Origin of the sequence: Streptomyces sp. NPDC006368 (assembly GCF_040612535.1) — a bacterium.
Classification (GTDB): Bacteria; Actinomycetota; Actinomycetes; order Streptomycetales; family Streptomycetaceae; genus Streptomyces.
In genome coordinates this window covers 38,617-64,260 of record NZ_JBEXQK010000005.1, presented here as the reverse complement: position 1 = coordinate 64,260, position 25,644 = coordinate 38,617, and the positions used below count along the sequence as shown (strand labels likewise).

Here is a 25,644-nt window from a genome sequence, read left to right as displayed (position 1 = left end):
CGCGGTCGGGTAAATTGGCGTCTCTCTCGTCGAGTGCGGCTGTGACGCCTGACCAACTCCCGCGCCGGGACGACCATGTTTGCCGACCGGAGCGGAAGGTCGCGCAGGCCGCGTACGTCACCGACTGGGCTGAGACGACCCGCGGCAGCGCGCTTGCGTGTCGGCCTCGGGGACCGTCCCCAAGTCGCACCGCACCACCACGCCGAAGGGGGCCGGCCCCGGACGTCACCGACCGAGCCAGGGCGCTTGCCGCGCGCCTGCCCAAATGGGCCCGGTCGAGGATGAGTGACCGGGTCCGCTTCCCGGGTCGGTGAGCAACCGCGTGAGCACGCGAACGAGCCGCGTGGAGACAACTGTTTCCGGTTGGTCTCCGGGGGCACCGAGTCCCGGCCGGAAGCGGGGCGGAGTCGTGCCGCGTCGACGGCGGGATCTCCTTCTCGGGGAGCGTCATGTCCGCCCCGCCGCGTGCCCGGTCTGACCGTCGCTCGACCGGTGGGGACTTACGCCCGCCTGTCCGCCCGCCCGGATCTCTCGACCTCGGCCATCGCGCTTTCCGTAGGCCGCGGGGACGGTACGGATGGGGTCCTGGTAGGAGTCGTCTCGGAGCCGATCAAAGTGGGCGGGGCCGTGCACGCTGACGGCTCCCGCCCCGTGAACAGGGGGGAGCCGTACAGGTTGTGGGAGAGGTATGCCTCAAGCGGTCATGCGTGACGGTGCGAGCGCCGGTTGCCGACGATGAGGCGGTAGACGAGGAGCAGGATGACGGAGCCGACGATCGCGGCGATCCAGGTGGAGAGGTCGAAGAAACCGTCGATGGAGTCGACGCCGAAGATGACCTTGCCGAGCCATCCGCCGAGCAGACCGCCGACGATGCCGATGAGCATGGTGATGATGATGCCGCCGGGGTCCTTGCCCGGCATCAGGGCCTTGGCGATGGCGCCGGCGAGGAGGCCGATGATGATCCACGCGATGATGCCCACGATGTGTCTCCGTCTCGTCGTATAAAGACTGTGTTAGCTCATCGTCTGCGCCGTCCGGGCCCTCACAAACCTCCCGCTTTGCATCGCAGCCCTGTCAGCTCCTGAAACGGGAGAGACGGTGTGGCGTCGAAATGGCGTAGTCCTGGTTCGCGCTTTGGGGCGGTGGGGGCGCGAGGTGTGGACGAAGAGGACCTATTGCCTCTCTGCCGGTGCCCGTGCCGCGCCGTCGGCCGGGCACCGGTGCCGCAATCGTGAGTCAGGCAACAGGGCTGTGGGACCGGTGTTTCCCTCCGGGCGGAGATTTCGGTTCGTGCATGGAATGCTGTGATCTTGGCCAGTGGCTTTCTGTCGGTCCGGCAGGGTGCGTTGAACTGAGGGGGCCCGATGCCGCAGGCTCCGCCGTCGCAGCAGGCCGAGGGCTGGACGGGTTGTGGAACACGGCGTCCAGGTCGACGTCAACGCCGTGGTACGGCGCCCCGGGGGAAGGTCCCCGCTCCGATGTTGAGGCGGTCGTAGGGGAGGCCGGTCGTGGAGCTGTGGCACGGTGCACCGGTGCCCGATGGGGTTCGCTCCCGCGTTCGTCGCGTTGTACGCCGCCGTCGAGATGGCCCTCTGGGGCAGCGGGGCCGCACGTCGGCCGGCTCGGCCACCCGGACTTCGTCCAGCGGGGACGCGCAGCCGCGGCATTACGAGCAGGCGGGGCCGATCGCCTCGGAGCGGGCCCCCAACGGCTACCGCGTCTATGACGAGGGGGCGGTGGTGCGGGTCCGCAACATCCGCTACCTATTGGCCGCCGGGCTCACCCTGGACGACGTGCGGGTCTTTCTGCCGTGCCTGGACGGACGTGACCACGGCGCCGCCGTCCGACAAGGGCATACGCGTCGCATTGGAGCGACTGGCGGTCCTCAACGAACGCATCGCCGCCCAGACCGCGATCCGGGACCGCCTGGAGACCGCACCGCGCCAAGCAACCAGTGACCGGATCCGGCCAGTGGCGTGACCACCCACCTCACTGCAGAACTTCTCAAGAGCCGAGCACCCCTACGCCCCTGGTGACCACACATGGTGACCACACACCCTTGCTGAGTGAGGAATGCGTGACTGCCGATGACGCCGTGTCGCCAGTCGCGTGCCCCAGGTAGAGGCCAAGGTAGAGGCCAAGCCCGGGCCGAAGCCGCCGACGAGCCGGGTCACCGAGCTGAGCGCCTCCAGCAGCTTGGCCAAGGCTGTCGAAGGCCCGGGATGTGAGCATGCTGCCGGCTGTCTCCCCGGGCCCGAGCAGGACGGGCACGACGAGGGAAACGATGTCGCCGCGGCCGGGCTGCATCGCAGGGCCGCCGACGGCTTGGACGAGGTCGGGCATGGAGCCGTGTACGTCGGCGAAATGGACGCTGTCGCGGTTCTTGGTGTCGGCGCTCGCCCAGGCAACACGGTTGGTGCCCCGAACCCACCGCCGTCGCCGCGGGTCCGCGCCCGTGTACGTCAGCGTGGAAGCACCAGCGGACGTCCGGCCGCTGCCGGACATCGAATGACGTGTCGCCGGCATTTTTCGTCGCGCCGCGCGCAGCCGCCGGAACAGGAACCCCCGGGCCGATCTGGGCGTGCGCTCCTCGCGTGGAGGAGGAGGATGGAGACGAGGGGAGGAAGTACAGCGGAGGCGGTTGAACGAAGGGGATGGCCGATCGTGGATCTTGTGCTGCGCCCGGGTACTGCTGACGATGCCGCAGAGTGCGGCAGAATCTGTTTCGAGGCCTTTGCCGATATCGCTCGTGAGCATGCGTTCCCGCCCGACATACCCAGTCCCGAGGTGGGTATCGCGCTGATCGAGGCGGGCCTGACGCACCCGCGGTTCTACAGCGTCATCGCCGAGCTGGACGGCCGGATCGTGGGGAGCAACTTTCTCGATGAGCGCTCGCCCGTCGTCGGAGTCGGGCCTGTCACCATCGATCCCGCTGTGCAGAACCGCGGTGTGGGCCGCCGACTGATGCGGGATGTGATGGACCGGGCGGCTGAGCGCCGGGTACCGGGGATCCGGCTGCTGCAAAGCGGATATCACAACAGATCATTCTCGCTGTACGCGAGCCTGGGGTTCGTGTTCCGGGAGACGGTGGCATGCATGCAGGGACCGGCGATGATGCGTGTGGTGCCTGGGCACACCGTCCGGGAGGCCACGGATGCGGACCTCGACACCTGCAACGATCTGTGCCGACGAGTGCACGGCATCGACCGCGGCGGCGAGGTGGTTGACGCGCTCAAACAAGGAACGGCCCGTGTCGTCGAGCACGAGGGGCGCGTCACCGGTTACGCCACGGATCTGGCGTTCTTCGCTCACGCAGTGGCCCGGACCACCACGGACCTCCAGGCACTGGTCGCCTCGGCTCCCGCGTACGGCGGCCCCGGCATCCTCGTGCCCGCGCGGAACAGCCTGCTGCTGCAGTGGGGCCTCGCCAACGGCCTCAAGGTGGTGCAACTCCTGAGCTTGATGAGTATCGGCCTCTACAACGAGCCCGCCGGGGCGTACCTGCCATCGATCCTCTACTGAGGAGAGTTCGGCATGCGACGCTGTCCGGCACCCGTGCCCGCCGCTGCGTTCCGCTTGGGACGAAGCCGGTGTCCCGCCCGGGTTCAGGACGGGCCGTGGCCTGGTCGCGGTCGGTCCGGCGGCCGGGGACGTGGTGACCGAGCCGCAGGCCGAACTGCTCCTGGGGAAAGGCCGGCACCCGGACGCCGACCGGATCGGGTGGGCCGGATCGAGCGGGAGCGCCTGAAGGGGGCAGGAGCACGACGCAGGCGCGGCGGGCGACCGTGCTGGGCAGGCACACACCGAGCGCAACCAGTCGCAGCGCACCGAGTCGGCGAACGAACGGTCGCCCTGGCCGGCCATGGGGCCGGTCTTCCGGGCGCCGTCGACGTCGCCGGTCGCGTGGGCGCTGCCTGATGAGGAACACCGCCGGGTGAGGGAGCTGTGCCAGGACCTCGCCCGGGAGAAGACAGTGATGTGGCTGGAGGAGTCGGTCGCGGAGATCCGCCGGGGGAAGTGACGGTGAGCCCCGTGCCGGTGAGGGACGCCACCGGCCGGAGGCGTCCCGGGCGACGTCGACCCCGCCTGTACGACCGGTTCGGGTTCCCACCGGCGTGACGACCGCTCTTCCCGGCTTCCCCACCCGGCGGAGAACGATCGCGTCGGCAGCCTGGGCGCCGGTGCTCGCTTTGCTCGCTGCTGCCGCCCAGCGGCGTGCGGGCCCGCGGAGCACCCGGCGGGTCCCGGGGCTGCCGCCGTCGGCGATCGGCCGCGCACAGTCAGTGGCTGCGGGCGTCCGCCCCGTGTTCCACCCCGGACCGGTACGGCAAGCCCTGTTCGTGATGCCCTCCGCAGGCGGAGGGCATCACACGGTACTCGTGGGGTTTCTAGAAGCGGCTGACCATCCCCGGGATGCCCCGAGGGGTCGGCAGCGGCAGCGGGTTGGGGGCGCTGCGTTCGCCTGCGGCGGGAGCGGCCTGACAGGTCGCGTCCTTGGACGGCAGCTTGCCGGTGGTCAGGTAGGCGGTGGCCGTCTTGTCGGCGCACGACTTGGTGCCGTAGATGCCGTGTCCGACACCTCCGGAGACCGTCACCATCTTCGCCCCCTTCATGGCGCGGCGCAGGCCCTGACCGCTGGTCAGCGGCGTCTGGGAATCCCACTCGTTCTGCAGGATCAGCGCACCGACCTTGTTGTCGATCGTGGTGGCGGGCTCGCTGCCCTTCTTCCAGAAGGCGCACGGCTTGATGTGGGAGGCGAAGTCGCCGTACAACGGGTACTTCGCCTTGTCCCGGATCGCGTCCTTGCGGTACTGCTCGGGATCGCGCGGCCAATTGCGGGTGTCGGCGCAGACGACGGACCAGAAGCCGGCGTCACCGTTGTCGGCGGGCACGGCCCGGCCGAACGACGGCGGCAGGGGCGCGGGCGTCCGGGGCTTCCGGCCGGCGGACGGGGGTGCTCCGGTGGCGGCCTTCTGCAACGCGGCGACCGACTCGGCGGCGTCGCGCACACTGAAGAACATGCCCCGGCTGCCGAGGCGGATGTCGTCACCTGTCAGAAGCGTGCCGTCGAGGTCGATGGGCTTGCGGTTGGCCTGGGCGACCAGGTCGTAGAAGGTCTTGCGGACCGCTTTCGGGGTCTTTCCCAGCTTGTATGTGGCATGCCGCGCGGCGGCCCACTCGGTCCACCTGGTGAAGGCGGGCTCGGTGCCCTCCGCCCAGACCTGGATCATGCCGCGCCACACCCGGGCCGGGTCGACGGCGCTGTCCAGCACGAAGCGGTCGGAGCGCTTCGGGAACATCTGCGTGTAGACAGCGCCGAGGTAGGTGCCGTACGAGTACCCGAGGTAGGAGATCTTCTTCTCGCCGAGCACGGCCCGGACCACGTCCATGTCGCGGGCGGTGTTGCGGGTGGTGATGTGGCGCAACGTGTCACCCTGCTTGGCGTCGCACTTCTCAGCGACCTTCCGGGCCCACTTCACGTCCCTGTTGAACGTTTCGGCCTTGTACGGCCGTTCCCAGTTCCGCTCCTCGGACGTCAGGCCGCAGCCGACGGGGGAGCTCTGGCCGATACCTCGCGGGTCGAAGCCGATGAGGTCGTACTTGGCCTTCACGGCCTTGGGCAGCTCGCCTGCCAGGTACTGCGGCATGTCGACGCCCGGCCCGCCCGGACCCCCAGGGTTGAGCAGAAGCACACCGCGCCGCTCCTTCTTGGTGCTCGTCTTCATCCGCGATATCGCGAGATCGAGCTTCTTGCCGCCCGGACTGCTGTAGTCGAGCGGCACCTTGATCGTGGCGCACTGGAAGGCGGCAGGCGTCGCCGTGTCGCAGCGGTGCCAGGCCGGCTTCTGCTGGAGGTACGGGCGAAGGGGATTCTCCGCAGCGGATGCCGTGGCCGGGGTCAGCGCGGGAACCAGCGTGGTGACGGCGCCGACCGCCAGGAAGAGGGCAATTCGACTGTTTCGCACGTGGGTTGAACCCTTGGTCGGTTGCGTACTGGACGTACCCACCTTTTCGTGCGCGGACGTTCAGCGAATCCCTCCACAAGGCAGAGTTTCTCCCACCCTGGTGGGATGGTCAGCTGCGACAGATACTGCTTGAGTCGCACAACCACAACCGGCTCAACGCCGTCTCCTTCTGGTGGACTTCTGAGATTCGATCAGTCCGTGATTCCTCTTCGCCGGACCACACCGCTTCCCCATGCTCTTCGACGAGCCCACCGAAGGACGCGACGAGAACGAAGCCGCCTTACCGCCGCCGGCCTGGCCGACCGCCTGGACCGGGGCTGGGCCCACGCGCATGAGCCGGTCGACACCGGGCGCACCGGCTCCGAAGGGGTGTGGACTGGGACGCTGGTTTCGGCTGTGTCCGGTGGGCTGTCTTGTGCGGATGATGACCGGGACGGCATTGCGCCACACACGGATGGGTGACCCGGTGCACTCCTGAGTGCCGTACAGGCTGGTACGGGCCCGCCGTTCGATCATGGATCTGGCGCTGCTGCGCGGGCTCCGCCTCCGTCGTGTTGATCACAGGCTCGACACGTCAACCACGATAGGAGACCTCATGCCCACCAAGACGCTGTGGATTTCCACTGCGGACTGCCAGGCCGGCGCTTTCGCCGCCTTCCCCGACCGTGGCGAGCGGCACCCGGGGGTGCCGCTGTACACGGACGCCTTCGGCGTGCGGGCCGAACTGGAGGAGAGGGCCCGCGGACTGGCCGAGCACGGGTACGTTGCTGTCCGCCGGCCCGTGCCGCTCGGCCGGCTGCCAGGGCCATCCGTGCCCCTCCTCCTGACTCGCGCCGTCGCGCTGTGTCGGCTGTCGCATGGGGTGGGGGAGGGGCATGCCAGTGACGCGTCGACGATGCCGGGAGTGTCAGCCGGCCTCTATGGTCGCTTTGCCGGGAGGGGCTGAAGCGCTGGCCAGCGCGCGAGCATACGTTGCCGCAGAGCGGTGCTGAGTCTGCTCACTCCGCTCAGCGAGGTGTGGTCGGCCGTCATCCGGCCAACGACCCCGAGCCGGTGGACGAGCCGTTGTCGGGCGGTCGCGGTGCCCCACCTCCAGTCTTGGTGCGGAATCCGGGCCAGGTGGTCAGTGCTTTCGCGATGTGCCCGCTGAACCAGCGCGTCGCCGCGGAGCAGCCAGCCGGCGCACGCGTCCGCGAGACCGTCCTGGACATCGGAGCCGGTCACAGTGCGCCATTCCTTGCGGTACGCGCTCTCTGCCCGTTCCAGCAGCGGCTCCGGCGCTGAAGTGACGCACCAGCAGGTCGGGAAACCGATGCGCAGGTAGGCGAGCTCCATCAGACCGCTGCCCAGTGATGCTTGCTCGAAGTCGATGAATCTGATCCCCGTGGCGGTGTGGAGATCGTTGCCGGGGCAGGGATCCCCGTGGAGAAGGGCATGTCCGGATGCCTGGTCGAGCCGGTTCACGAGGTCATTGAGTTCGCCGGACACGCCAGAGGTGACAGGAACCTCCAGGGCCCCGGCCAGCCGCAGGAAAGACTCGATATCGGCCTGGTTCGGGCCCTGCCACCGGGGAAGTACGCCAACATCCTCCGGGCGGGCGGTGGCATGCAGCCGTGCCAACGCGGTCGCGTAGCCGACGATCCAGTCACCGGCCGGGTGTCGGTGATCCAGATGCTCCAGTACCAGGACCCGCTCGGCGGGATCGGTGGCCAGCAGCGCCGGCACCACGGGAAGGACAGCTCGGGTGGCGAGCCGCAGCGCGGCCACCTCGCGGGCGTATCGCTCATCGGCGTCAGGGCCGTCGACGATCTGCTTCACCACCGCCGTTGCCTCTGGCAACTCGACACGCCACACGCGCGAGCGGGGGCTGCTGCCCAGCCTGCGAGAGCGCCTGGGCGATCCCAACTCCGCCCGTAACTCGTCCCCGAATGGCAGTCGTAACCACATGCGCTCATCCTCCCACACGGACGAACGAGCCTGCGGTCACCGCCCACAAGTGGCCGTCCTGCTTCACGCCGCCGAGGACCGTGAGACCCGCGGTGAGAGAGGGACACCTGGGGCTGGCTTCGAGGTGCTGGCAGGTCCCATCAACCTGCTTGGCCACTCGGTCACGAAGCGGTGCCAGGCCGTGTCTCCTCACTTTCGGCGGCGCGAGAGACTTCCGCCGCAGCTCGTGGAATCGCGGCCCGACATTCATGAGTACCGCGCCCCGCTGCTTCCTGTGATCGGAAGGCATGCAGGGCGAAGCCGGACGGCATCGCCCTGCACGGTGTGCCTGCTGCGTGAAGCACGTTCCCGGCGCTGCCCGTACCCAGGTGGCCGGAAGCCGGGCACGACCAGTTGCCGGCGCCATGGTCCGGGGCTGGACACCCCAGTGCGCGCGCTGCGCTCGCCGCCCGAGCGCATGAACGAGCCGCCGCGGAGGACTGGGACGTATTCCGTCCTTTCCGCCGGCCGACGGGGTGGTCGACATCGTGTTGGACGTGTTCGCTCCGCGCACCCGTCAGAGTGTCACCGAGTGCTGCGCCCGACCGGCGGGCTGGTCGTGGTACGTCCTACCGAGCGGCACCTGGACGGGCTGTCCGCACGGCCGCCGCGTCACCTCCGGTCGACGCGGCAGGGATCGGCGTTCGGCTCGGGCGTCAGCCGGTCAGGTGGGTCACCACCGAGCGCATGGCGTGGCGCAGGGCCGGGCGAGTCTCCTCGGGCGCGTCGAGGGTTTCGAAGCCGTGGTGGCCGTTCGGGACGTCGACCAGTTCCAGGTGCGCCCCGCAGTCCTTGGCCGCGGTCACGAACGCCTCCACAGTGGCGGCGATCTCGGGTGTCTCCCGCCCCGCACGGAGGAGGACGATGGGCAGGGGACCCGCGTGCGTGACCGCCCGGGCGGGGCGGAACCGGCTACCGGACAGCCCCCAGTTGGGCAGCGGCGCCAGGATCGGGTAGGAGGCGGCCAGGCAGCGCAGCCAGGCCGGGGGTTTCATCAGCCAGTGCGCCGTGAGCAGGCCGCCACCGGAGAAGAACCACAGGGCGACCCGGTCCGCGTCCACCCGGGGATCGGCGCGCACCAGTTCCACCGCGGCGGTGACGTCCGCCGCCGCGCGCTCGTAGTCGGCGATGTCGTGCAGCCGGTGGTCGAGGGTCACGCCGACCATGCCCTCGGCGGCCGCCAGGCGGGCGTAACCCACCAGGGTCGGCCAGTCGCGCGGGGCCGGCCGGGCCCCGGCGGGAACCGGGCCGCCGTGCACGAAGACCACGGCCGGTCGCGGGCCCTCGGCGTCCGGGACGTACAGGTCGACATGTCCCTTGCGGTCCCGGGGCAGCTCGGGCACGTCCAGTGGGAACGGGCGCAGATGGGCGGGCGGTGCGTCGGCGCCGACCGGCCGCAGGCGGCGCCCCTCGCCGACCGCGGCGCGCAGCAGGACGTCCGCCAGTTCGGCGGGGCACGACAGCATCGGCCAGTGCCCGGTGGGCAGTTCGAAGAAGCGCACCCGAGGGCCGGTCAAGGCCGCCAGCATGGGGTCGCCGAAGTCGACGAGCCGCTGCACCAGGTCGACGGTGACGCCGTTACGGGTGCACAGCACCCCGGTGGTGGGCACGGCGGCCACCGCTCCGGTCAGCCGCAGCGGCTGGAGCAGGGTGCCCAGCGGCTGCGGCGCGGCATGGGCGGTGAGCCGGTCCAGTGCCGCGTCGGAGACGCCGGCGGTACTGCCCCAGCGCTGCCACTCGTCACGGGCCGGCGGCGCCAACTCGCCGTCGTACTGACCGTGTTGCGCCCGGTCGGCCAGCTGCGCGCGCAGCACCTGGTCCGGCACGGCGGCCAGGGGCGGGACGCCGTTCCGCGGCATCCCGCAGTCCAGGTGCACGACGCGGGCGACGCGCTGTGGCCGCCGGTCGGCGGCACCGAGCACCGGGTGGATGCCGTAGTCGTGACCGACGAGCACAATCTCCCGGCCGGACGCCGCGTCCACCGCGTCGATCACCGCGATCACGTCCGCGATGTGCGTCTCCAGATCGACGCGCGCTGACGTGGCGGGGCGGCCCGCTTCGACTCCGGTCAGCGGGACCGCGTGCACCTCGCTGCCCGCAGCGGCCAGCCGCGCGGTCGTCTCCTGCCACACATGGGTGCCGGTGAACACGCCCGCCACCATGATGAACACGGTCATTGCACTCCTCGGGTCCGTCACATGACGTCGCGGCGGTCGCGCACGCCCTGGTCCCGCGGACCGGGGCCTTCGCCCGGTCCGCGCGCCGGTACCGTAGGAACTCCCCCAGAGGGAGGTTCAAGTGTCCACGTCGCGCGAGGTTCTCTGGAGCATCGGCGAGCTCGCCGAGCGGGCGGGTGTCACCGTGAAGACCGTCCGTTTCTACTCCGACGGGGGTCTGCTGCCCGAGGCGTCCCGTAGCGGCGGCGGGCATCGTCGGTACGGCCCCGAGGCGCTGGAGCGGCTGCGGCTGATCCGCTCCCTGCGCGCCCTCGATCTGCCGCTGCCCGAGGTGCGCCGGGTCCTGGAGGACGAGGGCGCGGCGGGCCGGGTGCTGGAGGACGCCGTCGCGGGTCGCCTGCGCGAGCTGGGCAGTGAGCTGACGGCGTTGCGCTGGCGGGAGGCGGCGCTGCGGCTGGTGCGGGAGTGCCCGCCGGCGAAGCGGGCCGACCGGCTGCGGCTGATCGGCGCGGTGAGCAGCCCGCCGAGCACGGCACCGCTGGCCCGGTTCTGGCGTGGCTGGCTGCCGCCGCGGATGCCGGCCCGGGCGACCGCGGCGTTTCTGGAGGTGGCCGTTCCGCAGCCGCCCGACGAGCCGGACCCGGCGCAGGTGCTCGCCTTCGCCGAGCTGCACGCGATGACGACAGCCCCCTGTCCGGCCGGACGGCAGCCCCAGCCGGAGGTGCACCGGGTGGCCGGGGCCCGCGGGGCGGCGGTACTGTACGCGGGCCTCACCGAGGCGTACGAGCTCGCGGGCCCGCAGCTGCGCCGAGCGCGGGATCCGATCCCGGGTGAGGCGCTGGACGCCTACGTGGCGGCGTACGCGAGCGCGTACGGCAGCCGGGACACCCGGGAGTTCCGCCGCCTGCTGGCCGCTCGACTCGCGGCCGGGCCGCGTCTGGACCGGTACTGGGAGCTGACGGCTGTGGTGATCACGTCGCCGGGCGGCCGGCCGGAACCGACCCCGGGCTCCGCGGACGACTGGCTGCGCGCGGCGCTGGAGCGGGACAACGCCAAAGCGGTGTAGACAGATACCTGCTCTGTTCCCACGGTCTGTCCACCGTCGTGCCGACCGAGGGAATCCGCGGGTGCTCCGAAGCTCCGGAGCCGAGCAGGCCGTCCACGAACCCACCGGGGCGTTTTCCCCGGCTCGGGCTCCCCGGGCAGCTCGTGCCGGAACCGCTCCGGGGGTCCGGTCCTCACATCGCCATGCGCGCACCGCTTGACCTCAATCACGGTTCAGGTATGACGCTGATCCGCATGACGCCGGAAACCATGGACCGCGCGGCAGACATCGAGGCGATCCACCAACTCGTCGCCACCGTCGAGCACTCCCAGCAGACCAAGGACGCCGAGGAGTTCCTCGGCCTCTTCCACCCGGACGCGATCTGGACGACGGCCCAGGGCAAGGTCCTCCTCATCGGCCTCGACGCAATCTCGCAGTTCACCCGCAAGGTCCTCCCAGCGGCGAGCTGGGACGCCAAGGTCACCTATGAGATGGTCCACGTGCTCTTCACCCGCCCCGACGTCGCGGCCGTCAAAGTCCGTCAGCGTTACCTCACCCCGGGCGAGGAGCGCGAAGGCGCCCCGCTGTATCGACCCGATGTTCTTCAGGCACGCCTCTCCGCGGGTCATGCAGTCCTTGCCCACCGGCATGTCCCAGCACCGGTCGACCAGCTCCACACCCGGCGCGACAGCCCCCGCGGCCAAAGACTTACCGGCCGCTCGGGCCTTCGCTTCCCCGGCCCTGCGCAAGGCCTCGGCGCGCCTGTCCGCACGCGCCTCCTACGCGGCGATGGGAGGGGACAGTCCGATGCGGAGCTTGCGGCCCTTGGCGTCCTGCTTACCTCAGCCACGCTGCTGCGTGGCCTGCCGCTTCACCGCACCGCTCGCGGTGAACGTCGGCAGGGCCGGCCCGGGTCCGTCCTGGTGAACTCGTAGACGCCCTGCCGGCGCGGTCGATCGCTGGCGACGCCTGCGCCGCAGGGAAGCGCCGGCCCGCCGGGCCGCGCCCCGCGACATCACGATCCGGTCAAGAGGTGCCCTCGGGGTCTTGATGTACGGGCGTGTAATCGATTCCATACACACGTCGATGTAATCGATTCCACGAGTGCCCACCCGGTGCTCGCACGACTGATACACAAGGAGGTGGAGACGGTGGCCGGCATCAAGGACGTCGCAGCCGAGGCCCGCGTCTCCGTAGCCACGGTCTCGCGCGTGCTGAACGACCACCCGTCGGTCAGCGCCGACGCACGCACCCGCGTGCTGGCCGCCGTCGAGGCCCTGGGCTACCGACCGAACGCCGTCGCCCGCTCCCTGCGCACCGACCAGACCCACACCCTCGGCCTGGTCATCAGCGACGTGCTGAACCCGTACTTCACCGAACTGGCCCGCTCCGTCGAGGAGGAGGCCCGCGCGCTCGGCTACAGCGTCATCATCGGCAACGCCGACGAGCGGCCCGACCTCCAGGACCACCACGTACGCAACCTCCTGGACCGCCGGATCGACGGCCTGCTCGTCTCCCCGACGGACGGCGGCTCGCCGCTGATGCTGGACGCCGCCCGGGCCGGGACGCCCATGGTGTTCGTGGACCGGTGGATCCCGGGCATGGACGTGCCGGTCGTCCGGGCGGACGGGCGGGCCGCCGTACGGGACCTCGTGGCGCATCTGCACGGGCTCGGGCACCGGCGGCTCGCGATCATCGCGGGCCCGGCGGCGACCACGACCGGCCAGGAGCGCGTCGAGGCCTTCCGCGAGGCGCTCGGCGCGTACGGGCTCGAACTGCCCGACGCCTACATAGGGCAGGGCGACTTCCAGGCCGAGAGCGGCCACCGGGTCACCGAGGGGTTCCTCGCCCTGGCCGAGCCGCCCGAGGTCGTGTTCGCGGCCGACAACCTGATGGCGCTCGGCGCGCTGGACGCGGTACGGGCGCACGGCCTGCGCGTGCCCGACGACCTCGCGCTGGCCGCGTTCGACGACATCCCGTGGTTCGTGCACACGGATCCGCCGATCACGGCGATCGCCCAGCCGACGGACGAGCTGGGCCGGGCCGCCGTACGGGCCCTGGTCGACCGCATCGAGGGACGGCCCGGCGAGTCCGTCACCCTCCCCGCCCGCCTCGTCGTACGCCGCTCCTGCGGCGAGAACCCCGACGAGAACCCCGTAACGAACAGGAGCCAGTCGTGAGCGACGCGGACGAGTTGCTGCGCATCGAGGGCATACGCAAGACCTTCCCGGGCGTGGTGGCACTGGACGGCGTCGACTTCGACCTGCGCCGGGGCGAGGTGCACGTGCTGCTCGGTGAGAACGGCGCGGGCAAGAGCACCCTCATCAAGATGCTCTCCGGCGCCTACACCCCCGACGCCGGGCGGATCCTGGTCGGCGGTGAGGAGACGCGCATCCAGGGCGCGCAGGACTCCGAGCGGCTCGGGATCGCCACCATCTACCAGGAGTTCAACCTCGTACCCGACCTGACGGTCGCCGAGAACATTTTCCTGGGGCGCCAGCCGCGCCGCTTCGGCATGATCGACCGGAAGAGGATGGAGGCGGACGCCGAGGTCCTCCTCGCACGGGTGGGCGTGAACGTGTCGCCCCGCGCACGGGTGGGGGAACTCGGCATCGCCCGCCTGCAGATGGTCGAGATCGCCAAGGCGCTCAGTCTGGACGCGCGCGTGCTGATCATGGACGAGCCGACGGCCGTGCTCACCTCCGAGGAGGTCGAGAAGCTCTTCGCGATCGTGCGCAGGCTGCGCGAGGACGGTGTCGGGATCGTCTTCATCACGCACCACCTGGAGGAGATCGCCGCCTTGGGCGACCGGGTGACCGTCATCCGCGACGGCCGGAGCGTCGGGCAGGTCCCGGCCTCCACGCCCGAGGACGAGCTCGTACGGCTCATGGTGGGGCGCTCGATCGAGCAGCAGTACCCGCGCGAACGGGCCGACCGCGGCCCCGTGTTGCTGTCCGTTGAGGGACTGACCCGGGACGGTGTCTTCCACGACGTCAGCTTCGAGGTGCACGCCGGCGAGGTCGTCGGCATCGCGGGGCTCGTCGGAGCCGGCCGTACGGAGGTCGTACGGGCGGTCTTCGGGGCCGACGCGTACGACCAGGGCACCGTGAAGGTCGCCGGCACGCCGATCGCCAAGGACGACGTCAACGCGGCGATGACCGCCGGCATCGGGCTCATCCCGGAGGACCGCAAGGGTCAGGGCCTGGTACTGGACGCGTCGGTCCAGGAGAACCTCGGCCTGGTGACGCTGCGGTCGGCCACGCGCGCGGGGCTCGTCGACCTCAAGGGCCAGCGCGAGGCCGCCGCGCGGATCGCCGGGCAACTCGGCGTGCGGATGGCCGGACTCGGCCAGCACGTGCGGACACTCTCCGGCGGCAACCAGCAGAAGGTCGTCATCGGCAAGTGGCTGCTCGCCGACACCAAGGTGCTGATCCTCGACGAGCCGACGCGCGGCATCGACGTCGGCGCCAAGGTCGAGATCTACCAGCTCGTCAACGAACTCACCGCCGCCGGCGCGGCCGTCCTGATGATCTCCAGCGACCTTCCCGAGGTGCTCGGCATGAGCGACCGGGTGCTGGTGATGGCCCAGGGCCGGATCGCCGGTGAACTCTCCGCCGACGAGGCGACCCAGGACGCCGTGATGGCACTCGCCGTCAGCACTCCCACGACCGGAACGGAGGCCTCCCGTGGCCACTGACACGCTCAAGAGCACGACGGGCGCGGGTGGCGCCTCGAGGGGCCTGCGCCGCCTCCTGCTCGACAACGGCGCGCTCACCGCGCTCATCGTCCTCGTCATCGCGATGTCGGCGCTGTCCGGTGACTTCCTGACGACGGACAACCTCCTCAACGTCGGCGTCCAGGCGGCCGTGACCGCCATCCTCGCCTTCGGCGTGACCTTCGTGATCGTCTCGGCGGGCATCGACCTGTCGGTCGGCTCGGTCGCCGCGCTGTCGGCCACGGTCCTGGCCTGGAGCGCCACCTCGGCGGGCGTCCCGGTCTTCCTCGCCGTACTCCTCGCCATAGCGACGGGCATCGTCTGCGGACTGGTCAACGGCATCCTGATCTCCTACGGCAAGCTGCCGCCGTTCATCGCCACACTGGCCATGCTGTCCGTGGCCCGCGGCCTGTCCCTCGTCATCTCCGAGGGCTCCCCGATCGCCTTCCCCGACTCCGTCTCCCACCTCGGGGACACGCTCGGCGGCTGGCTGCCCGTGCCGGTGCTGGTGATGGTCGTCATGGGCTTGATCGCCGCCTTCGTCCTCGGCCGGACGTACATCGGCCGCTCCATGTACGCGATCGGCGGCAACGAGGAGGCCGCGCGGCTGTCCGGACTGCGCGTGAAGAAGCAGAAGCTCGCCATCTACGCCTTCTCCGGCGTCTTCGCCGCCGTCGCCGGTGTCGTGCTCGCCGCCCGGCTGTCCTCCGCGCAGCCGCAGGCCGCCGACGGCTACGAACTGGACGCGATCGCCGCGGTCGTCATCGGCGGCGCCTCCCTCGCGGGTGGTACGGGCAAGGCGTCCGGCACGCTGATCGGCGCGCTGATCCTGGCCGTGCTGCGCAACGGGCTGAACCTGCTGAACGTCTCCGCGTTCTGGCAGCAGGTCGTCATCGGCGTCGTCATCGCGCTGGCGGTGCTGCTCGACACCGCCCGCCGCAAGGCCGGGGCGGCGCCGGTCACGGCCGGCACCGGCGGCGACAAGGGCAGGCAGGCGGCGACGTACGCGCTCGCGGCCGTGGTCACCGTCGCGATCGTAGGTGCCACGTCCTTCCTGCACAACGGCTCCTCCGCCCCGAGCAGCCCGAAGATGGGCCTGTCGCTGTCCACCCTCAACAACCCCTTCTTCGTGCAGATCCGGGCGGGTGCCCAGGCGGAGGCGGAGAAGCGGGGCGTGGACCTGACCGTCACGGACGCCCAGAACGACGCGTCCCAGCAGGCCAACCAACTGCAGAACTTCACCAGTGCCGGCCTCGGCGCGATCATCGTCAACCCGGTGGACTCGGACGCGGCGGGCAACTCGGTGAACGCGGCCGACAAGGCGAGGATCCCGGTCATCGCGGTGGACCGGGGCGTCAACAAGGCTCCGGTGGACACCCTCGTCGCCTCCGACAACGTCGCCGGCGGGGAACTCGCCGCCAAGACCATCGCCGACAAGCTGGGCGGCAAGGGCAAGATCGTGATTCTGCAGGGCCAGGCCGGCACCTCCGCCGCCCGCGAGCGCGCCCAGGGCTTCGCCAAGGGCCTCAAGGCCTACCCGGGCATCCAGGTCGTGGCTCAGCAGCCCGCCGACTTCGACCGCACCAAGGGCCTCGACGTGATGTCGAACCTGCTCCAGGCCCACCCGGACGTCCAGGGCGTCATCGCCGCGAACGACGAGATGGCCCTCGGCGCGATCAAGGCGCTGGGTTCCAGGGCCGGCACGTCGGTCTCGGTGGTCGGCTTCGACGGCACGCCTGACGGACTCAAGGCGGTCGAGGGCGGCACGCTGTACGCGTCCGTGGCGCAGCAGCCGTCCCAGCTCGGCAGGATCGCCGTGGACAACGCCCTGAAGGCGCTCCAGGGCAAGAAGGTCGAGGAGACGGTGAAGGTGCCGGTGAAGGTGGTCACGAAGGAGAACGTGGCCGGCTTCACCGGCTGACATCGGGGAACGGCCGGGCGGTCGTCCACCGCTGGTGGGATCGCCCGGTCATGTCACTCACGTGGGGAGACAACACATGTACGACTACGACCTCCTGGTCGTGGGGTCGGCCAACGCCGACCTGGTGATCGGAGTGGAGCGCCGGCCCGGTGCCGGCGAGACCGTGCTCGGCTCCGACCTGGCCGTCCACCCTGGCGGCAAGGGCGCGAACCAGGCGGTCGCCGCCGCCAGACTCGGCGCCCGTACGGCTCTGCTGGCCCGGGTCGGCGACGACGCGCACGGCCGGCTGCTGCTGGACTCGCAGCGGGAGGCCGGCGTCGACACGGTGGGTGTCCTGGCGGGCGGTGCGCCGACCGGGGTCGCGCTGATCACGGTCGACCCGTCCGGGGACAACAGCATCGTCGTCTCACCGGGCGCGAACGGCCGGCTGGCCCCGGAGGACGTGCGCGCCGCCGGGCACCTGTTCCGCGGCTCCCGGGTGGTCTCGGCGCAGCTGGAGATCCCGCTGGAGACCGTGGTGGAGGTCGTACGGAACCTGGCGCCGGGCAGCCGCTTCGTCCTCAACCCCTCGCCGCCGCGCCCTCTGCCGCCGGAGGTGCTGGCGGCCTGCGACCCGCTGATCGTCAACGAGCACGAGGCGAAGGTGATCCTGGGCGGGTCCGCCGTCGGGGACGCGCCCGAGGACTGGGCGCGGACCCTGCTGGCGAAGGGCCCGCGGTCGGTGGTGGTGACGCTGGGTTCGGAGGGCGCGCTGGTGGCGTCGGCGGAGGGCGTCGGCCGTGTCGCGTCCGTGAAGGTGGACGCGGTGGACACGACGGGCGCGGGCGATGCTTTCACGGCCGCCCTGGCCTACCGGCTCGGTGCGGGCGAGTCCCTGGCTCAGGCGGCGGCGTACGCGGCTCGGGTCGGGGCGGCGACGGTGACGAAGGAGGGCGCGCAGGCGTCCTTCCCGACGGCGGCGGAGGTCGCCGCCCAGTGAAGAAGACCGGGATACTGAACCGCCATCTCGCCGGTGCGCTGGCCGAACTGGGCCACGGCGACGGGGTGCTCGTGTGCGACGCGGGCATGCCCATACCGGTCGGCCCGCGTGTGGTGGACCTGGCCTTCCGGGCCGGGGTGCCGGCGTTCGCGGAGGTCCTGGAGGGGCTGCTGGCGGAGCTGGTCGTCGAGGGGGCGACGGCGGCGGCGGAGGTACGGCGGGAGAATCCGCAGGCGTCGAAGCTGCTGGACGGCTACTTCCCCGCGCTGGACCTCGTCTCGCACAAGCGCCTCAAGGAGCTGTCGGCGGGGGCCCGGCTGGTCGTCCGCACCGGCGAGGCACGGCCGTACGCGAACGTGCTGCTGCGCTGCGGCGTCTTCTTCTGAGACCACCGGAACGCTTTCGAGGGGCCCGGTCCGTCGACCGGGCCCTCGGCTTTTCCCCTCCCGCCAGGAACCCCCGCGATCCCCCGGATCCTCTGCCAGAAGTCCTGACACCGAGTAACGATCCGGTCCACGCCGGACAGCGCCGCGCGCGCCCGCCGCCAGTGCTCATCCACCTGGCCCCGGCGTGGCCCGCCACCCCATCGGCGGCAAGTCCGACACCACCACTGGCCCCGCAACCACCACCGCCTCCCTGACCGAGTAGACCAGGTCGTACGGGTCGGCGGTGCGCAGGTGGGCCACGGCGCCGGCGCACACCAGGCTCAGACCCGGGGCGCCCGGGTAGCGGGCGGCGGCGCGCTGGTGCTGCGTGGGGGAGGAGTCCACGGCAGGGACCTTCGCGCCGAGGGCGGCCATGCGGGCGGCGTGCCGGCCAAGCCCGCTGCCCAGGTCGAGCACGCGCGCCCTTCACGTCGCCGAACACCTCGGTGCCGGGGCCCGCCCCCGGGAAGTCCCAGTCCAGCGGTCCAGCTCGGGCAGCTCGATCCGTCGGGCAATCCGGTGGGCGCCTTAGGTGGTCCGGACGCCCTGGTTGTGTGTCTCGATGTCGGACGAGGGGTGCTCCATCAGCAGTGGGGTGGTCAGAGGCGCAGGGCGTAGCAGCGAAGGACGTCGAGGTCGGCGGTGCGCACCACGGACCATCCCGTGGTGAGCAGCTCGGTGTCCGCGGGGGTGATGCCGAGCCGTAGGAGGGCCAGGTCGGTGGTCGTGCGGCGGCCGGCGATCTCGGTGACGACCCGGAAGGTTCCACCGGGTGCCACGAGTCGGCGGACACGGTCGAGGAACGCCGACTTGTCGTCCATCCACCGGTGGACCAGGTGGCACGTGATGAGCGCGTACGCCGACTCCGGCAGGGCGGTGTGGTCGTCGGCGGTGATGTCCAGGCACCGCCACGTCGGCCCGGGGCCGGGGCCGGTGCCCTGGGCGGCGGCGAGCGCGACGGCGCTGGGCGAGCAGTCGACGCCCGTTGTGCGGTATCCGAGCTCATGACAGAGGTGGCGGGCCAGGGCGCCGGCACCGCTGCCGATGTCGAGCGCGGGGCGGCCGTTGCCGGGTCCCGGCTGCTGGTCCATCAGCCGCTTCTCGGCTTCACACAGCGGCCGGTACTGGCGGCCTTGGGCCCAGAGCGGCTCCCAGTAGACGGCGCTCGCGGTGGATGCGGTGGTGGTCACGGTGATCCTTCCCGGGCGGGCGGCACGAACGGGGTGCCGGACGAGGTGGGCATGGTCCGCAGGGTCGGACGGGGAGGCGAGCGGCAGGACCACGGGGACGGTCTGGAGGAGCGCGCCGACGGCGAGGACGGCGCGGACATCTTGGAGGACCGCGGTTCGCGAGAGTGGTGGCGCGGCCGGCGTACTGCAGGCGCCGCCGTCGTCGAACCCGCCGAGCAGCAGACGGGTGGGAGCGGTCAGGGAGCCGGTGACCGCGCCGACGATCGCCTCGCGCACCTTGTACTTCCGCCACCCGCGCATCGCCCCGTCTCTGCGCAGTGGGCCGTACGGGCGAGTGCGGCCCTCCCTTCCGATGGTGACCCAGGGCGAAGTGGCGCACCGTGGTGCCCATGGTGCACACGGCGGATGTGGCGGCGCTCGTACGGGAGCTTGCCCCGCGGGCCGATCCGGCGCGCCTGCGCCGCGACGTGGAGCGCCTCGCGGACGGCCCGCGCAGCCGGACCCGCGCCCCGGAGGCCATGGCGCGGGCCGAGGCGTACGTGACCGGGGAGCTCGCGCGGGCGGGCTGGTGCACCGAACGGCAGCCGTTCGACGTACGGCTCCGCCTCGGCTCCACCGACCGCCGCGGCCACCAGGCGCTCCCGCTGGAGTTCCGGCTGCACCCGCGGCTGTCCGGGGCCAACCTCCTGGCCCGGCCGGCCTGGGGCGACCACCGGGGGAGTGGGACGGCGTCCGCCGCCGGTGGGAGCCGCACCGTGGTCGTTGGCGCCCACCTGGACACCGTCGACGGCAGTCCGGGCGCCGACGACAACGCCTCCGGCGTCGCCGCGCTGCTGGAGATCTCCCGGCTCCTCGCCGCACTGCCGCGGCCGCCCGCAGTGACGCTCATCGTCTTCGACATGGAGGAGCTGGGCCTGATCGGCGCGCGGTACGCGGCCCGGCGGCTCCGCCGCGGCCGGCAGGCCGTGGGCATGATGTGCCTCGAGTCGGTCGGTTACTTCACGCCCGAACCAGGCAGCCAGCAGATGCCGATGGGGTTCGACGCCGCCTTCCCGTCCGTGGCCGCCGAGGTTCGCGCGGCCGGGCTGCGCGGCGACTTCACTCTGGTGGTGCACCGGCGCTCGACGGACGCCGCCGCCGCCTTGTGGCGGGCGGCGGCGCAGGCGGCGGACCCGCCGCTGCCCTGCGTCACCTTGCGGGACCCGCGGCCGCATGGTCCCCTCGGCGCGCTCGCCGGCCTGGCCGTACCGCCGCTGGCGCACCTCGACCGCAGCGATCACGCGGCCTTCTGGAACGTCGGGATCCCGGCCCTGATGCTCACCGGCACCGCGAACTTCCGCAACCGCCACTATCACCGGCCCACCGACACCCCGGACACCCTGGACTACGCGCGGCTTGCGGCGGTCGCCGTGGCGACCGCCGCCACCGCCGTGTGCTGGCCGGAGCGCCGTGCGCGGTTCGGAGGCGCGATCCGGACGTGAGGGTGGCCGGTACCGTGATCAGCGCTCCAGTTCCTCGTCCACCGGTGGCTTGGGCGCGTCGCGCACATGTTGCGACAGTCCGGGCTTGCCCCCGCGCCGGGCCTGCCCGGCTGGCTGCGCGTGGCTGTGGCCGAGGATGTGGCCCCTGCGGTGGGGGCCGGTGGGCACGGCCCGCGGCCACCGCGGTGAGCGGTCCCGCCAGCGCTCCGGGGTACCCCCGGTACCGATTCGTCGATACACCGATCACTGACAGCCCGTTGGGCACAATTGCGCGTGCCGCCCCGGCACACCGCTCTACGGTCGGAGCACCTTGCCAGGCTTGCGGCAGGGCCGCCAGGAAAGGACGCCATGTCCCGTCGTACGAACGAGCCCCAGCTCGGTGGCGTGGCGCCCCTCTTGACGCGGTCCGGCTCGGTCCGGCGGACGACGCGACCGCGATCACCGCAGCCCAGCTGCGGGGTGTTGTCGGCCGGCTCATCGCTGCGGGTCAGTGGCAACCCGGGGACCCGGCCATCGTGATCGTCAGCGACGCCGGCTACGACGTTACCCGCCTGGCCTGGGTTCTGCGGTGACCTGCCGGTCGGGCTGGTTGGCAGGGTCCGCTCCGACCGCGTGATGCGTCTGCCGAAGCCGACGCGGATGCCTGGCGTCAACGGTCGGCCGCCCAAGCACGGTCCGGAGTTCCGCTTCGCCGAGCCGGAGACCTGGCCCGAACCCGCGATCACCACGGTCACCGACACCGCCCACTACGGCAAGGCCAGAACCCAGGCAGGGGACCCGGTCCACCCGCGGCTCACCCATCGCTCATCCTGGCTCGACCACGACGGTGAACTTCCCCTGGTCGAGGGAACGCTGATCCGGATGAAGGCCGAGCCTCTGTCGAAGGACCGTGATGCCCCGCCGGTGTGGCTATGGTCCTCGAAGACCGGCGCCACCCCGGCGGACGTGGACCGTTTGTGGCAGGCCTTTCTCCGCTGCTTCGATCTGGAGCACACCTTCCGCTTCGCGAAGCAGACCCTCGGCTCGACCACCCCGGAACTCCGTACTCCCGAGGCCGCGGACCGCTGGACCTGGATCCTGCTTGTCGCTCAGACCCAGCTCCGGCTCGCCCGCCCACTTGCCGCGGATCTGCGCCGCCCTTGGGAGAAACCCGCCGTCCCCGACCGGCTCACCACGGCACGGGTCCGCCGGGGGTTCAGGAACATCCGCGCTCACCTCGCCTGCCCCAACCGTGTTCCTCAACCCCGAGGGCCCCGGACGGCCACCGGGCGCCGAGAACAAACACCGGGCACCCCGCTACGACGTCGGCAAGATTGTCAAACGCCCCGAGAGCCTCAAGGCCATCGGCAAGCCCGGAAGATCCTGGCAGATAAAGGACAAGATTAGGGGGCTGTTTCAGAAGTGACCTTCTGAGGCGCAAGCCCTCGTTGGTGCCGATGCCGATGAAGCTTGGCAGGTCGGCGAGTCAATAATCGGTTGCCTATTGGCGATGGTGGTGGATCCAATGACCGGCATGTTCACCCGGGCGTGCCCGCCGCGGCGAGACGTGATGAACGCGGACCGCCGGCCCCGGCGCGCGATCCGGGCGGACTGTGACCGCATCGTCCCAGGGGAGACGTCACCCGATGAACACGCCACCATCACCGTCCGGAGCGGAGTCGTCCGTCCGTCTGGGCGCTCTCGTCCCGCTGACGCGGCCCGGCTGGGTCGAGGCGGGCCGCCACCTGCTCGCAGGACTTGACCTGGCCGTTCGCGAGGTCAATGACGCCGGCGGGATCGACGGCAGACCACTGGAGCTGGTGGTCCGGGACACCGCGGCCGATCCGGAGCGGGCCGCGGCGGCCGTGGACGAACTGGCCGCCCTGGGCGTGGCCGCCGTGGCGGGCGAGTACCACAGTGTCGTCGCCCGCGCCGCCGCGGCCCGGGCCGACGCCCTCGGCGTGCCGTTCCTCTGCTCGTCCGCGGTGCTTGACGCGCTTACCGAGGAGCCGACGGAGTGGGTCGCGCGCTTGGCCCCGGCCCAGTCCCGCGGCTGGCGGATCTACGCGGACTTCCTCGTCGGCGCGGGTCGGCATCGGATCGCCGTGGCGACCCAGCCGAGTGTCTACTGGGCGTCCGGGACCCGCGTCCTGCGGGACCACCTCGCTGACCGCGGGGGCACCGTCGTCGAACTCGACACGAACGCGCTCACCCCCGAGGCCCTGTGCGACGCGCTCGTCGATCACGGTGCGACGGCGCTCCTCCTGCTGGTTGGCCATCCGGAGCCGGCGGTGCCGATCGTCAGGGCTGTGCGGGGCGACCGGCGGCTCGCGGAGATTCTGATCGGCGCTCCGGCCGGACAACCGGAGTTCGTCGAATGGGCCGCGGTGCTGGGTGAGGACGGCGCCGGGATCCCCTTCCTGCGCTACCTGCCCGAGCGCCTTGGTCCGCTCGGCGAACGCGTTGGGAAGGAGCTCCGCGAGCGGCTGGGCGAATCGGCCTCCTTCGTCGCCTTCGAGGGCTGGGACACCGTCGCCGTCCTCGCGGACGTGCTGCGTTCCCACGGGGCGGACCGGGCGGCCATCGCCGAGTCATGGCCGCGCGTGGCGGTCGAGGGCACCCGCGGGCCGATCCGGTTCTCCCGCACGCCGGGCATCAGCGTTTGGCAATGGGCTTGGACACCAATCCAAGTCGTTGATCGGGACCCGGTGGAACCCGATCGCTTTCGGATCCTCCACGCCGGCTGAGAAGCCGGTGCTAGGGTGCGTTCGTCACAACCACTCGTTGATGGCTGCAACCAGCACGGTCGCCTCGTAGCGGACGGCGAGTTTGTCGTATCTCGTGGCGACCGCGCGGTGGCGCTTGAGGCGATTGATTCCGCACTCCACCGCGTGGCGCTCTTTGTAGTCGGCCTTGTCGAACTTCGGCGGCGGCCACCGTGAGAGCCGCGTTTCTTTCGGTTGGCGATCTGGTCGCGCTTCTCCGGGATCGTGCAGCGGATACCGCGCTTGCGCAGGTACGTGCGGTTGTGAAGTCCACTCCTGCGACGGCGAGATGCTCGTCCACCGTGAGCACCCGGGCCGCGACTCCGTACAGTCGCTGATAGCGCTCCGTCGTCCAGATTCCCGCGCAGCGCCCCGTGCCAGACCCTGGGTCGCGAGGTAGGCACTACTCGTGTGTTCCGACGCGCGGGGGTGGGAGCGTGCGCGTTCGGGACCGTGGTCGCCGGTTCATCAGCCACTTACCGCTTTAGGGTTTCGGTGAGATCAACGTCAAGAACCCCCCTTCGCCGCGCGCTTTGCTGCGCCCGTTGCGCAGAGAAGGTCACGGAACACATACCCACCGGCACGGACCCCATCGATGAAGGGGTTGGGTCCCAACCCGGCGCGCGCCCCGCCCCGGCCGTCACAGCGGCAAGGAAGGTTCGGCGTCATAAGCCTGATGCAGCTGCTTCAGGAAGAGTGGGGCGTCCGGCAGGGGGACCGGGCCGATGCGGTGTACCGGGATTCCCGGGGTCCAGGAGTTCATGACGACCGCTCCGGCCAGCGCGGGCAGATCGTCGAGGGAGATCTCCTCGGTGCGCTGGGGAATACCGAGGTGTTCCAGTTGGCGGCGGATGATGACCATCGTCGTGCCCGTCAGCATCTCCGCGGCAGGCCACACCACGCTGTCGCCGTCCCAGAAGGCCAGGTTCCAGATCGTGGCCTCGCTCAGCCGGCCCCGCCGGTCGACGAAGGCCGCATCGTCGAATCCCTGTTCGACGGCCTGGCGGAGATGATACGTCTTGGCCACCTCGCCGACATGTTTCACGGCCGGGAGTTCCCGTTCGTGCTCGACCGCCGCCAGGGCCAGCGGGCCCTCGGGACCGGTCGCCGCAGGTCCCGTACGGACCAGCAGCTCAGGCTCCACCTCAGGTCCGGCCGCGGTGAATTCGCCTGCCGGGGAGTACACCGTGGCGATCAGCGAGAGGTCGGCCGGGCCAGCCCGCAACGCCGTCCGCAGGTAGGAACGGACCCTGTCGTCAGGCAGTGCCCGCCCGAACATTTCCACGGAGGCGGACCGCAGCCGCTCCAGGTGGAGGTCGAGGCCCCGGACCCGGCCGTCCCGGACCTGTAGGGCGGTGAAGTGCGCGTAGCCCGCGAAGGCGAGGGGCGTCAGCTCCTCGGTGGTCGCCGCCAGGCCGTTACGTTGGACAACGAAAGACATCGTGCATCACTCCAGCATCCGTAGTCATCAGTCAGGCACCAGTGCGAAATGCCCGCTCGGTGGACGACGTTAAGGCTTAACATCGATGCGAAGGTCAAGACGCGAGCAGGCACGACGGGCGGGGCAGCATGCTGATCGGGGAGTTGTCCCGGCGTACCGGGGTAAAGGCGCGGTTGCTGCGGTACTACGAAGCGCAGGGCCTCCTGGACGCCAGGCGCGAGCAGAACGGCTACCGGGACTACGACGAGGACGCGGTCGTCACCGTGCGAAGAGTGCGCGCTCTGCTGGACGCGGGCCTGTCCACCGAGGTGATCCGTTCGGTGCTGCCATGCGTCCGCGGTGAGGCGCAGGAAACGCCGGAGTTCGACTGGTGCGCCGACCTGCGGGTCATCCTGCAGGGGGAGATGGCGGCCATGGACGAGCACATCGACCACCTCCGACGCACCCGCGGCACTCTCGCCGACTACTTGGCGCAGTCGCCCGTCAGCCCCACCCGTTGAAGGCGGCCACACCCAGCGTGGCGGTGGTGCCCCGCGGCATTCGCACGGTCTGGTCAGGCCCGGCTGCTGGCGCC

18 protein-coding genes and 7 pseudogenes are annotated in these 25,644 nt (G+C 71.1%); 15 read left to right on the top strand and 10 right to left on the bottom strand.

Features of this window, described 5'->3' with window-relative positions; translation table 11 throughout:
- Positions 1-701: 701 nt before the first annotated feature.
- Complete coding sequence (locus ABZZ38_RS06410) at positions 702-980, bottom strand: GlsB/YeaQ/YmgE family stress response membrane protein (protein ID WP_356736368.1); 279 nt, start codon at positions 978-980, stop codon at positions 702-704.
- Positions 981-1,592: 612 nt separating this feature from the next.
- On the opposite strand from ABZZ38_RS06410, the pseudogene ABZZ38_RS06405 reads away from it, so the two are divergent.
- Positions 1,593-1,980: pseudogene (locus tag ABZZ38_RS06405) on the top strand (MerR family transcriptional regulator).
- Positions 1,981-2,159: 179 nt separating this feature from the next.
- Here ABZZ38_RS06405 and ABZZ38_RS06400 read toward each other — a convergent pair.
- A pseudogene (locus ABZZ38_RS06400) lies at positions 2,160-2,391 on the bottom strand (helicase); the annotation flags it as partial.
- A 273-nt stretch (positions 2,392-2,664) separates the two neighbouring features.
- Here ABZZ38_RS06400 and ABZZ38_RS06395 point away from each other — a divergent pair.
- A complete protein-coding gene (locus ABZZ38_RS06395) occupies positions 2,665-3,522 on the top strand; it encodes a GNAT family N-acetyltransferase (protein WP_356736366.1) in 858 nt (285 codons plus the stop codon).
- 340 nt (positions 3,523-3,862) lie between these two features.
- Entirely contained in the window at positions 3,863-4,021 is a 159-nt protein-coding gene (locus ABZZ38_RS06390; RefSeq protein ID WP_356736364.1) for a hypothetical protein, read from the top strand.
- A gap of 367 nt (positions 4,022-4,388) precedes the next feature.
- Here ABZZ38_RS06390 and ABZZ38_RS06385 read toward each other — a convergent pair whose 3' ends face one another.
- The gene (locus ABZZ38_RS06385; RefSeq protein WP_356736362.1) at positions 4,389-5,966 is read right to left on the bottom strand and encodes an alpha/beta hydrolase; all 1,578 of its coding nucleotides are present in this window, start codon (positions 5,964-5,966) and stop codon (positions 4,389-4,391) included.
- Positions 5,967-6,561: 595 nt separating this feature from the next.
- Between ABZZ38_RS06385 and ABZZ38_RS06380 the strand changes: the two are divergent.
- Positions 6,562-6,729, top strand: a pseudogene (locus ABZZ38_RS06380) (dienelactone hydrolase family protein); the annotation flags it as partial.
- 155 nt (positions 6,730-6,884) lie between these two features.
- On the opposite strand, the gene ABZZ38_RS06375 reads toward ABZZ38_RS06380, so the two are convergent.
- Positions 6,885-7,913 carry an aminoglycoside phosphotransferase family protein gene (locus ABZZ38_RS06375; protein ID WP_356736360.1) on the bottom strand — a complete coding sequence of 343 codons (1,029 nt, stop codon included), beginning with the start codon at positions 7,911-7,913 and terminating at the stop codon, positions 6,885-6,887.
- 695 nt (positions 7,914-8,608) lie between these two features.
- Complete coding sequence (locus ABZZ38_RS06370) at positions 8,609-10,129, bottom strand: alpha/beta fold hydrolase (RefSeq protein WP_356736358.1); 1,521 nt, start codon at positions 10,127-10,129, stop codon at positions 8,609-8,611.
- A gap of 121 nt (positions 10,130-10,250) precedes the next feature.
- On the opposite strand from ABZZ38_RS06370, the gene ABZZ38_RS06365 reads away from it, so the two are divergent.
- The 7 genes and pseudogenes from ABZZ38_RS06365 (at position 10,251) to rbsD (ending at position 18,175) form a co-directional block, all read left to right on the top strand.
- Positions 10,251-11,195 (top strand): MerR family transcriptional regulator, encoded by a 945-nt coding sequence (locus ABZZ38_RS06365; RefSeq protein ID WP_356736356.1) that lies wholly within the window; start codon positions 10,251-10,253, stop codon positions 11,193-11,195.
- A 233-nt stretch (positions 11,196-11,428) separates the two neighbouring features.
- Positions 11,429-11,764: pseudogene (locus ABZZ38_RS06360) on the top strand (SgcJ/EcaC family oxidoreductase); the annotation flags it as partial.
- Positions 11,765-12,325: 561 nt separating this feature from the next.
- Complete coding sequence (locus ABZZ38_RS06355; protein ID WP_356736354.1) at positions 12,326-13,354, top strand: LacI family DNA-binding transcriptional regulator; 1,029 nt, start codon at positions 12,326-12,328, stop codon at positions 13,352-13,354.
- The gene (locus ABZZ38_RS06350) at positions 13,351-14,871 is read left to right on the top strand and encodes a sugar ABC transporter ATP-binding protein (RefSeq protein WP_356736352.1); all 1,521 of its coding nucleotides are present in this window, start codon (positions 13,351-13,353) and stop codon (positions 14,869-14,871) included. Before ABZZ38_RS06355 ends, ABZZ38_RS06350 begins: the two co-directional genes overlap by 4 nt.
- On the top strand, positions 14,861-16,810 hold the full coding sequence (locus tag ABZZ38_RS06345) for a substrate-binding domain-containing protein (protein WP_356736350.1): 1,950 nt from the start codon (positions 14,861-14,863) through the stop codon (positions 16,808-16,810). The genes ABZZ38_RS06350 and ABZZ38_RS06345 overlap by 11 nt, the downstream gene beginning before the upstream one ends.
- 76 nt (positions 16,811-16,886) lie before the next feature.
- Positions 16,887-17,789, top strand: a complete 903-nt coding sequence (locus ABZZ38_RS06340; RefSeq protein ID WP_356736348.1) for a ribokinase — start codon at positions 16,887-16,889, stop codon at positions 17,787-17,789.
- Positions 17,786-18,175 carry a D-ribose pyranase gene (gene rbsD / locus ABZZ38_RS06335; RefSeq protein WP_356736346.1) on the top strand — a complete coding sequence of 130 codons (390 nt, stop codon included), beginning with the start codon at positions 17,786-17,788 and terminating at the stop codon, positions 18,173-18,175. Before ABZZ38_RS06340 ends, rbsD begins: the two co-directional genes overlap by 4 nt.
- 165 nt (positions 18,176-18,340) lie before the next feature.
- Here rbsD and ABZZ38_RS06330 read toward each other — a convergent pair whose 3' ends face one another.
- Both ABZZ38_RS06330 and ABZZ38_RS06325 read right to left on the bottom strand, forming a co-directional pair.
- On the bottom strand, positions 18,341-18,631 hold the full coding sequence (locus ABZZ38_RS06330; protein WP_356736344.1) for a class I SAM-dependent methyltransferase: 291 nt from the start codon (positions 18,629-18,631) through the stop codon (positions 18,341-18,343).
- A 182-nt stretch (positions 18,632-18,813) separates the two neighbouring features.
- Positions 18,814-19,704 (bottom strand): class I SAM-dependent methyltransferase, encoded by an 891-nt coding sequence (locus tag ABZZ38_RS06325; protein ID WP_356736342.1) that lies wholly within the window; start codon positions 19,702-19,704, stop codon positions 18,814-18,816.
- An 89-nt stretch (positions 19,705-19,793) separates the two neighbouring features.
- Between ABZZ38_RS06325 and ABZZ38_RS06320 the strand changes: the two genes are divergently transcribed.
- Positions 19,794-20,885: a M28 family peptidase gene (locus ABZZ38_RS06320; RefSeq protein ID WP_356736340.1), complete on the top strand. Its 1,092-nt coding sequence runs from the start codon at positions 19,794-19,796 to the stop codon at positions 20,883-20,885.
- A gap of 18 nt (positions 20,886-20,903) precedes the next feature.
- Here ABZZ38_RS06320 and ABZZ38_RS06315 read toward each other — a convergent pair.
- Positions 20,904-21,020: pseudogene (locus tag ABZZ38_RS06315) on the bottom strand (DUF2795 domain-containing protein); the annotation flags it as partial.
- 260 nt (positions 21,021-21,280) lie between these two features.
- Between ABZZ38_RS06315 and ABZZ38_RS06310 the strand changes: the two are divergent.
- Positions 21,281-22,290, top strand: a pseudogene (locus ABZZ38_RS06310) (transposase); the annotation flags it as partial.
- Between the two features lie 220 nt (positions 22,291-22,510).
- Positions 22,511-23,611, top strand: coding sequence for an ABC transporter substrate-binding protein (locus ABZZ38_RS06305; protein ID WP_356736338.1), 1,101 nt, complete (start codon positions 22,511-22,513; stop codon positions 23,609-23,611).
- A 24-nt stretch (positions 23,612-23,635) separates the two neighbouring features.
- Here the strand turns inward: ABZZ38_RS06305 and ABZZ38_RS06300 are convergent.
- Together ABZZ38_RS06300 and ABZZ38_RS06295 are read right to left on the bottom strand one after the other, a co-directional pair.
- Positions 23,636-23,892, bottom strand: a pseudogene (locus ABZZ38_RS06300) (transposase); the annotation flags it as partial.
- 377 nt (positions 23,893-24,269) lie between these two features.
- A complete protein-coding gene (locus tag ABZZ38_RS06295; RefSeq protein ID WP_356736336.1) occupies positions 24,270-25,070 on the bottom strand; it encodes an aminotransferase class IV family protein in 801 nt (266 codons plus the stop codon).
- Between the two features lie 128 nt (positions 25,071-25,198).
- On the opposite strand from ABZZ38_RS06295, the gene ABZZ38_RS06290 reads away from it, so the two are divergent.
- Positions 25,199-25,570: a MerR family transcriptional regulator gene (locus ABZZ38_RS06290; RefSeq protein WP_356736334.1), complete on the top strand. Its 372-nt coding sequence runs from the start codon at positions 25,199-25,201 to the stop codon at positions 25,568-25,570.
- The last annotated feature ends 74 nt before the right edge of the window (positions 25,571-25,644 follow it).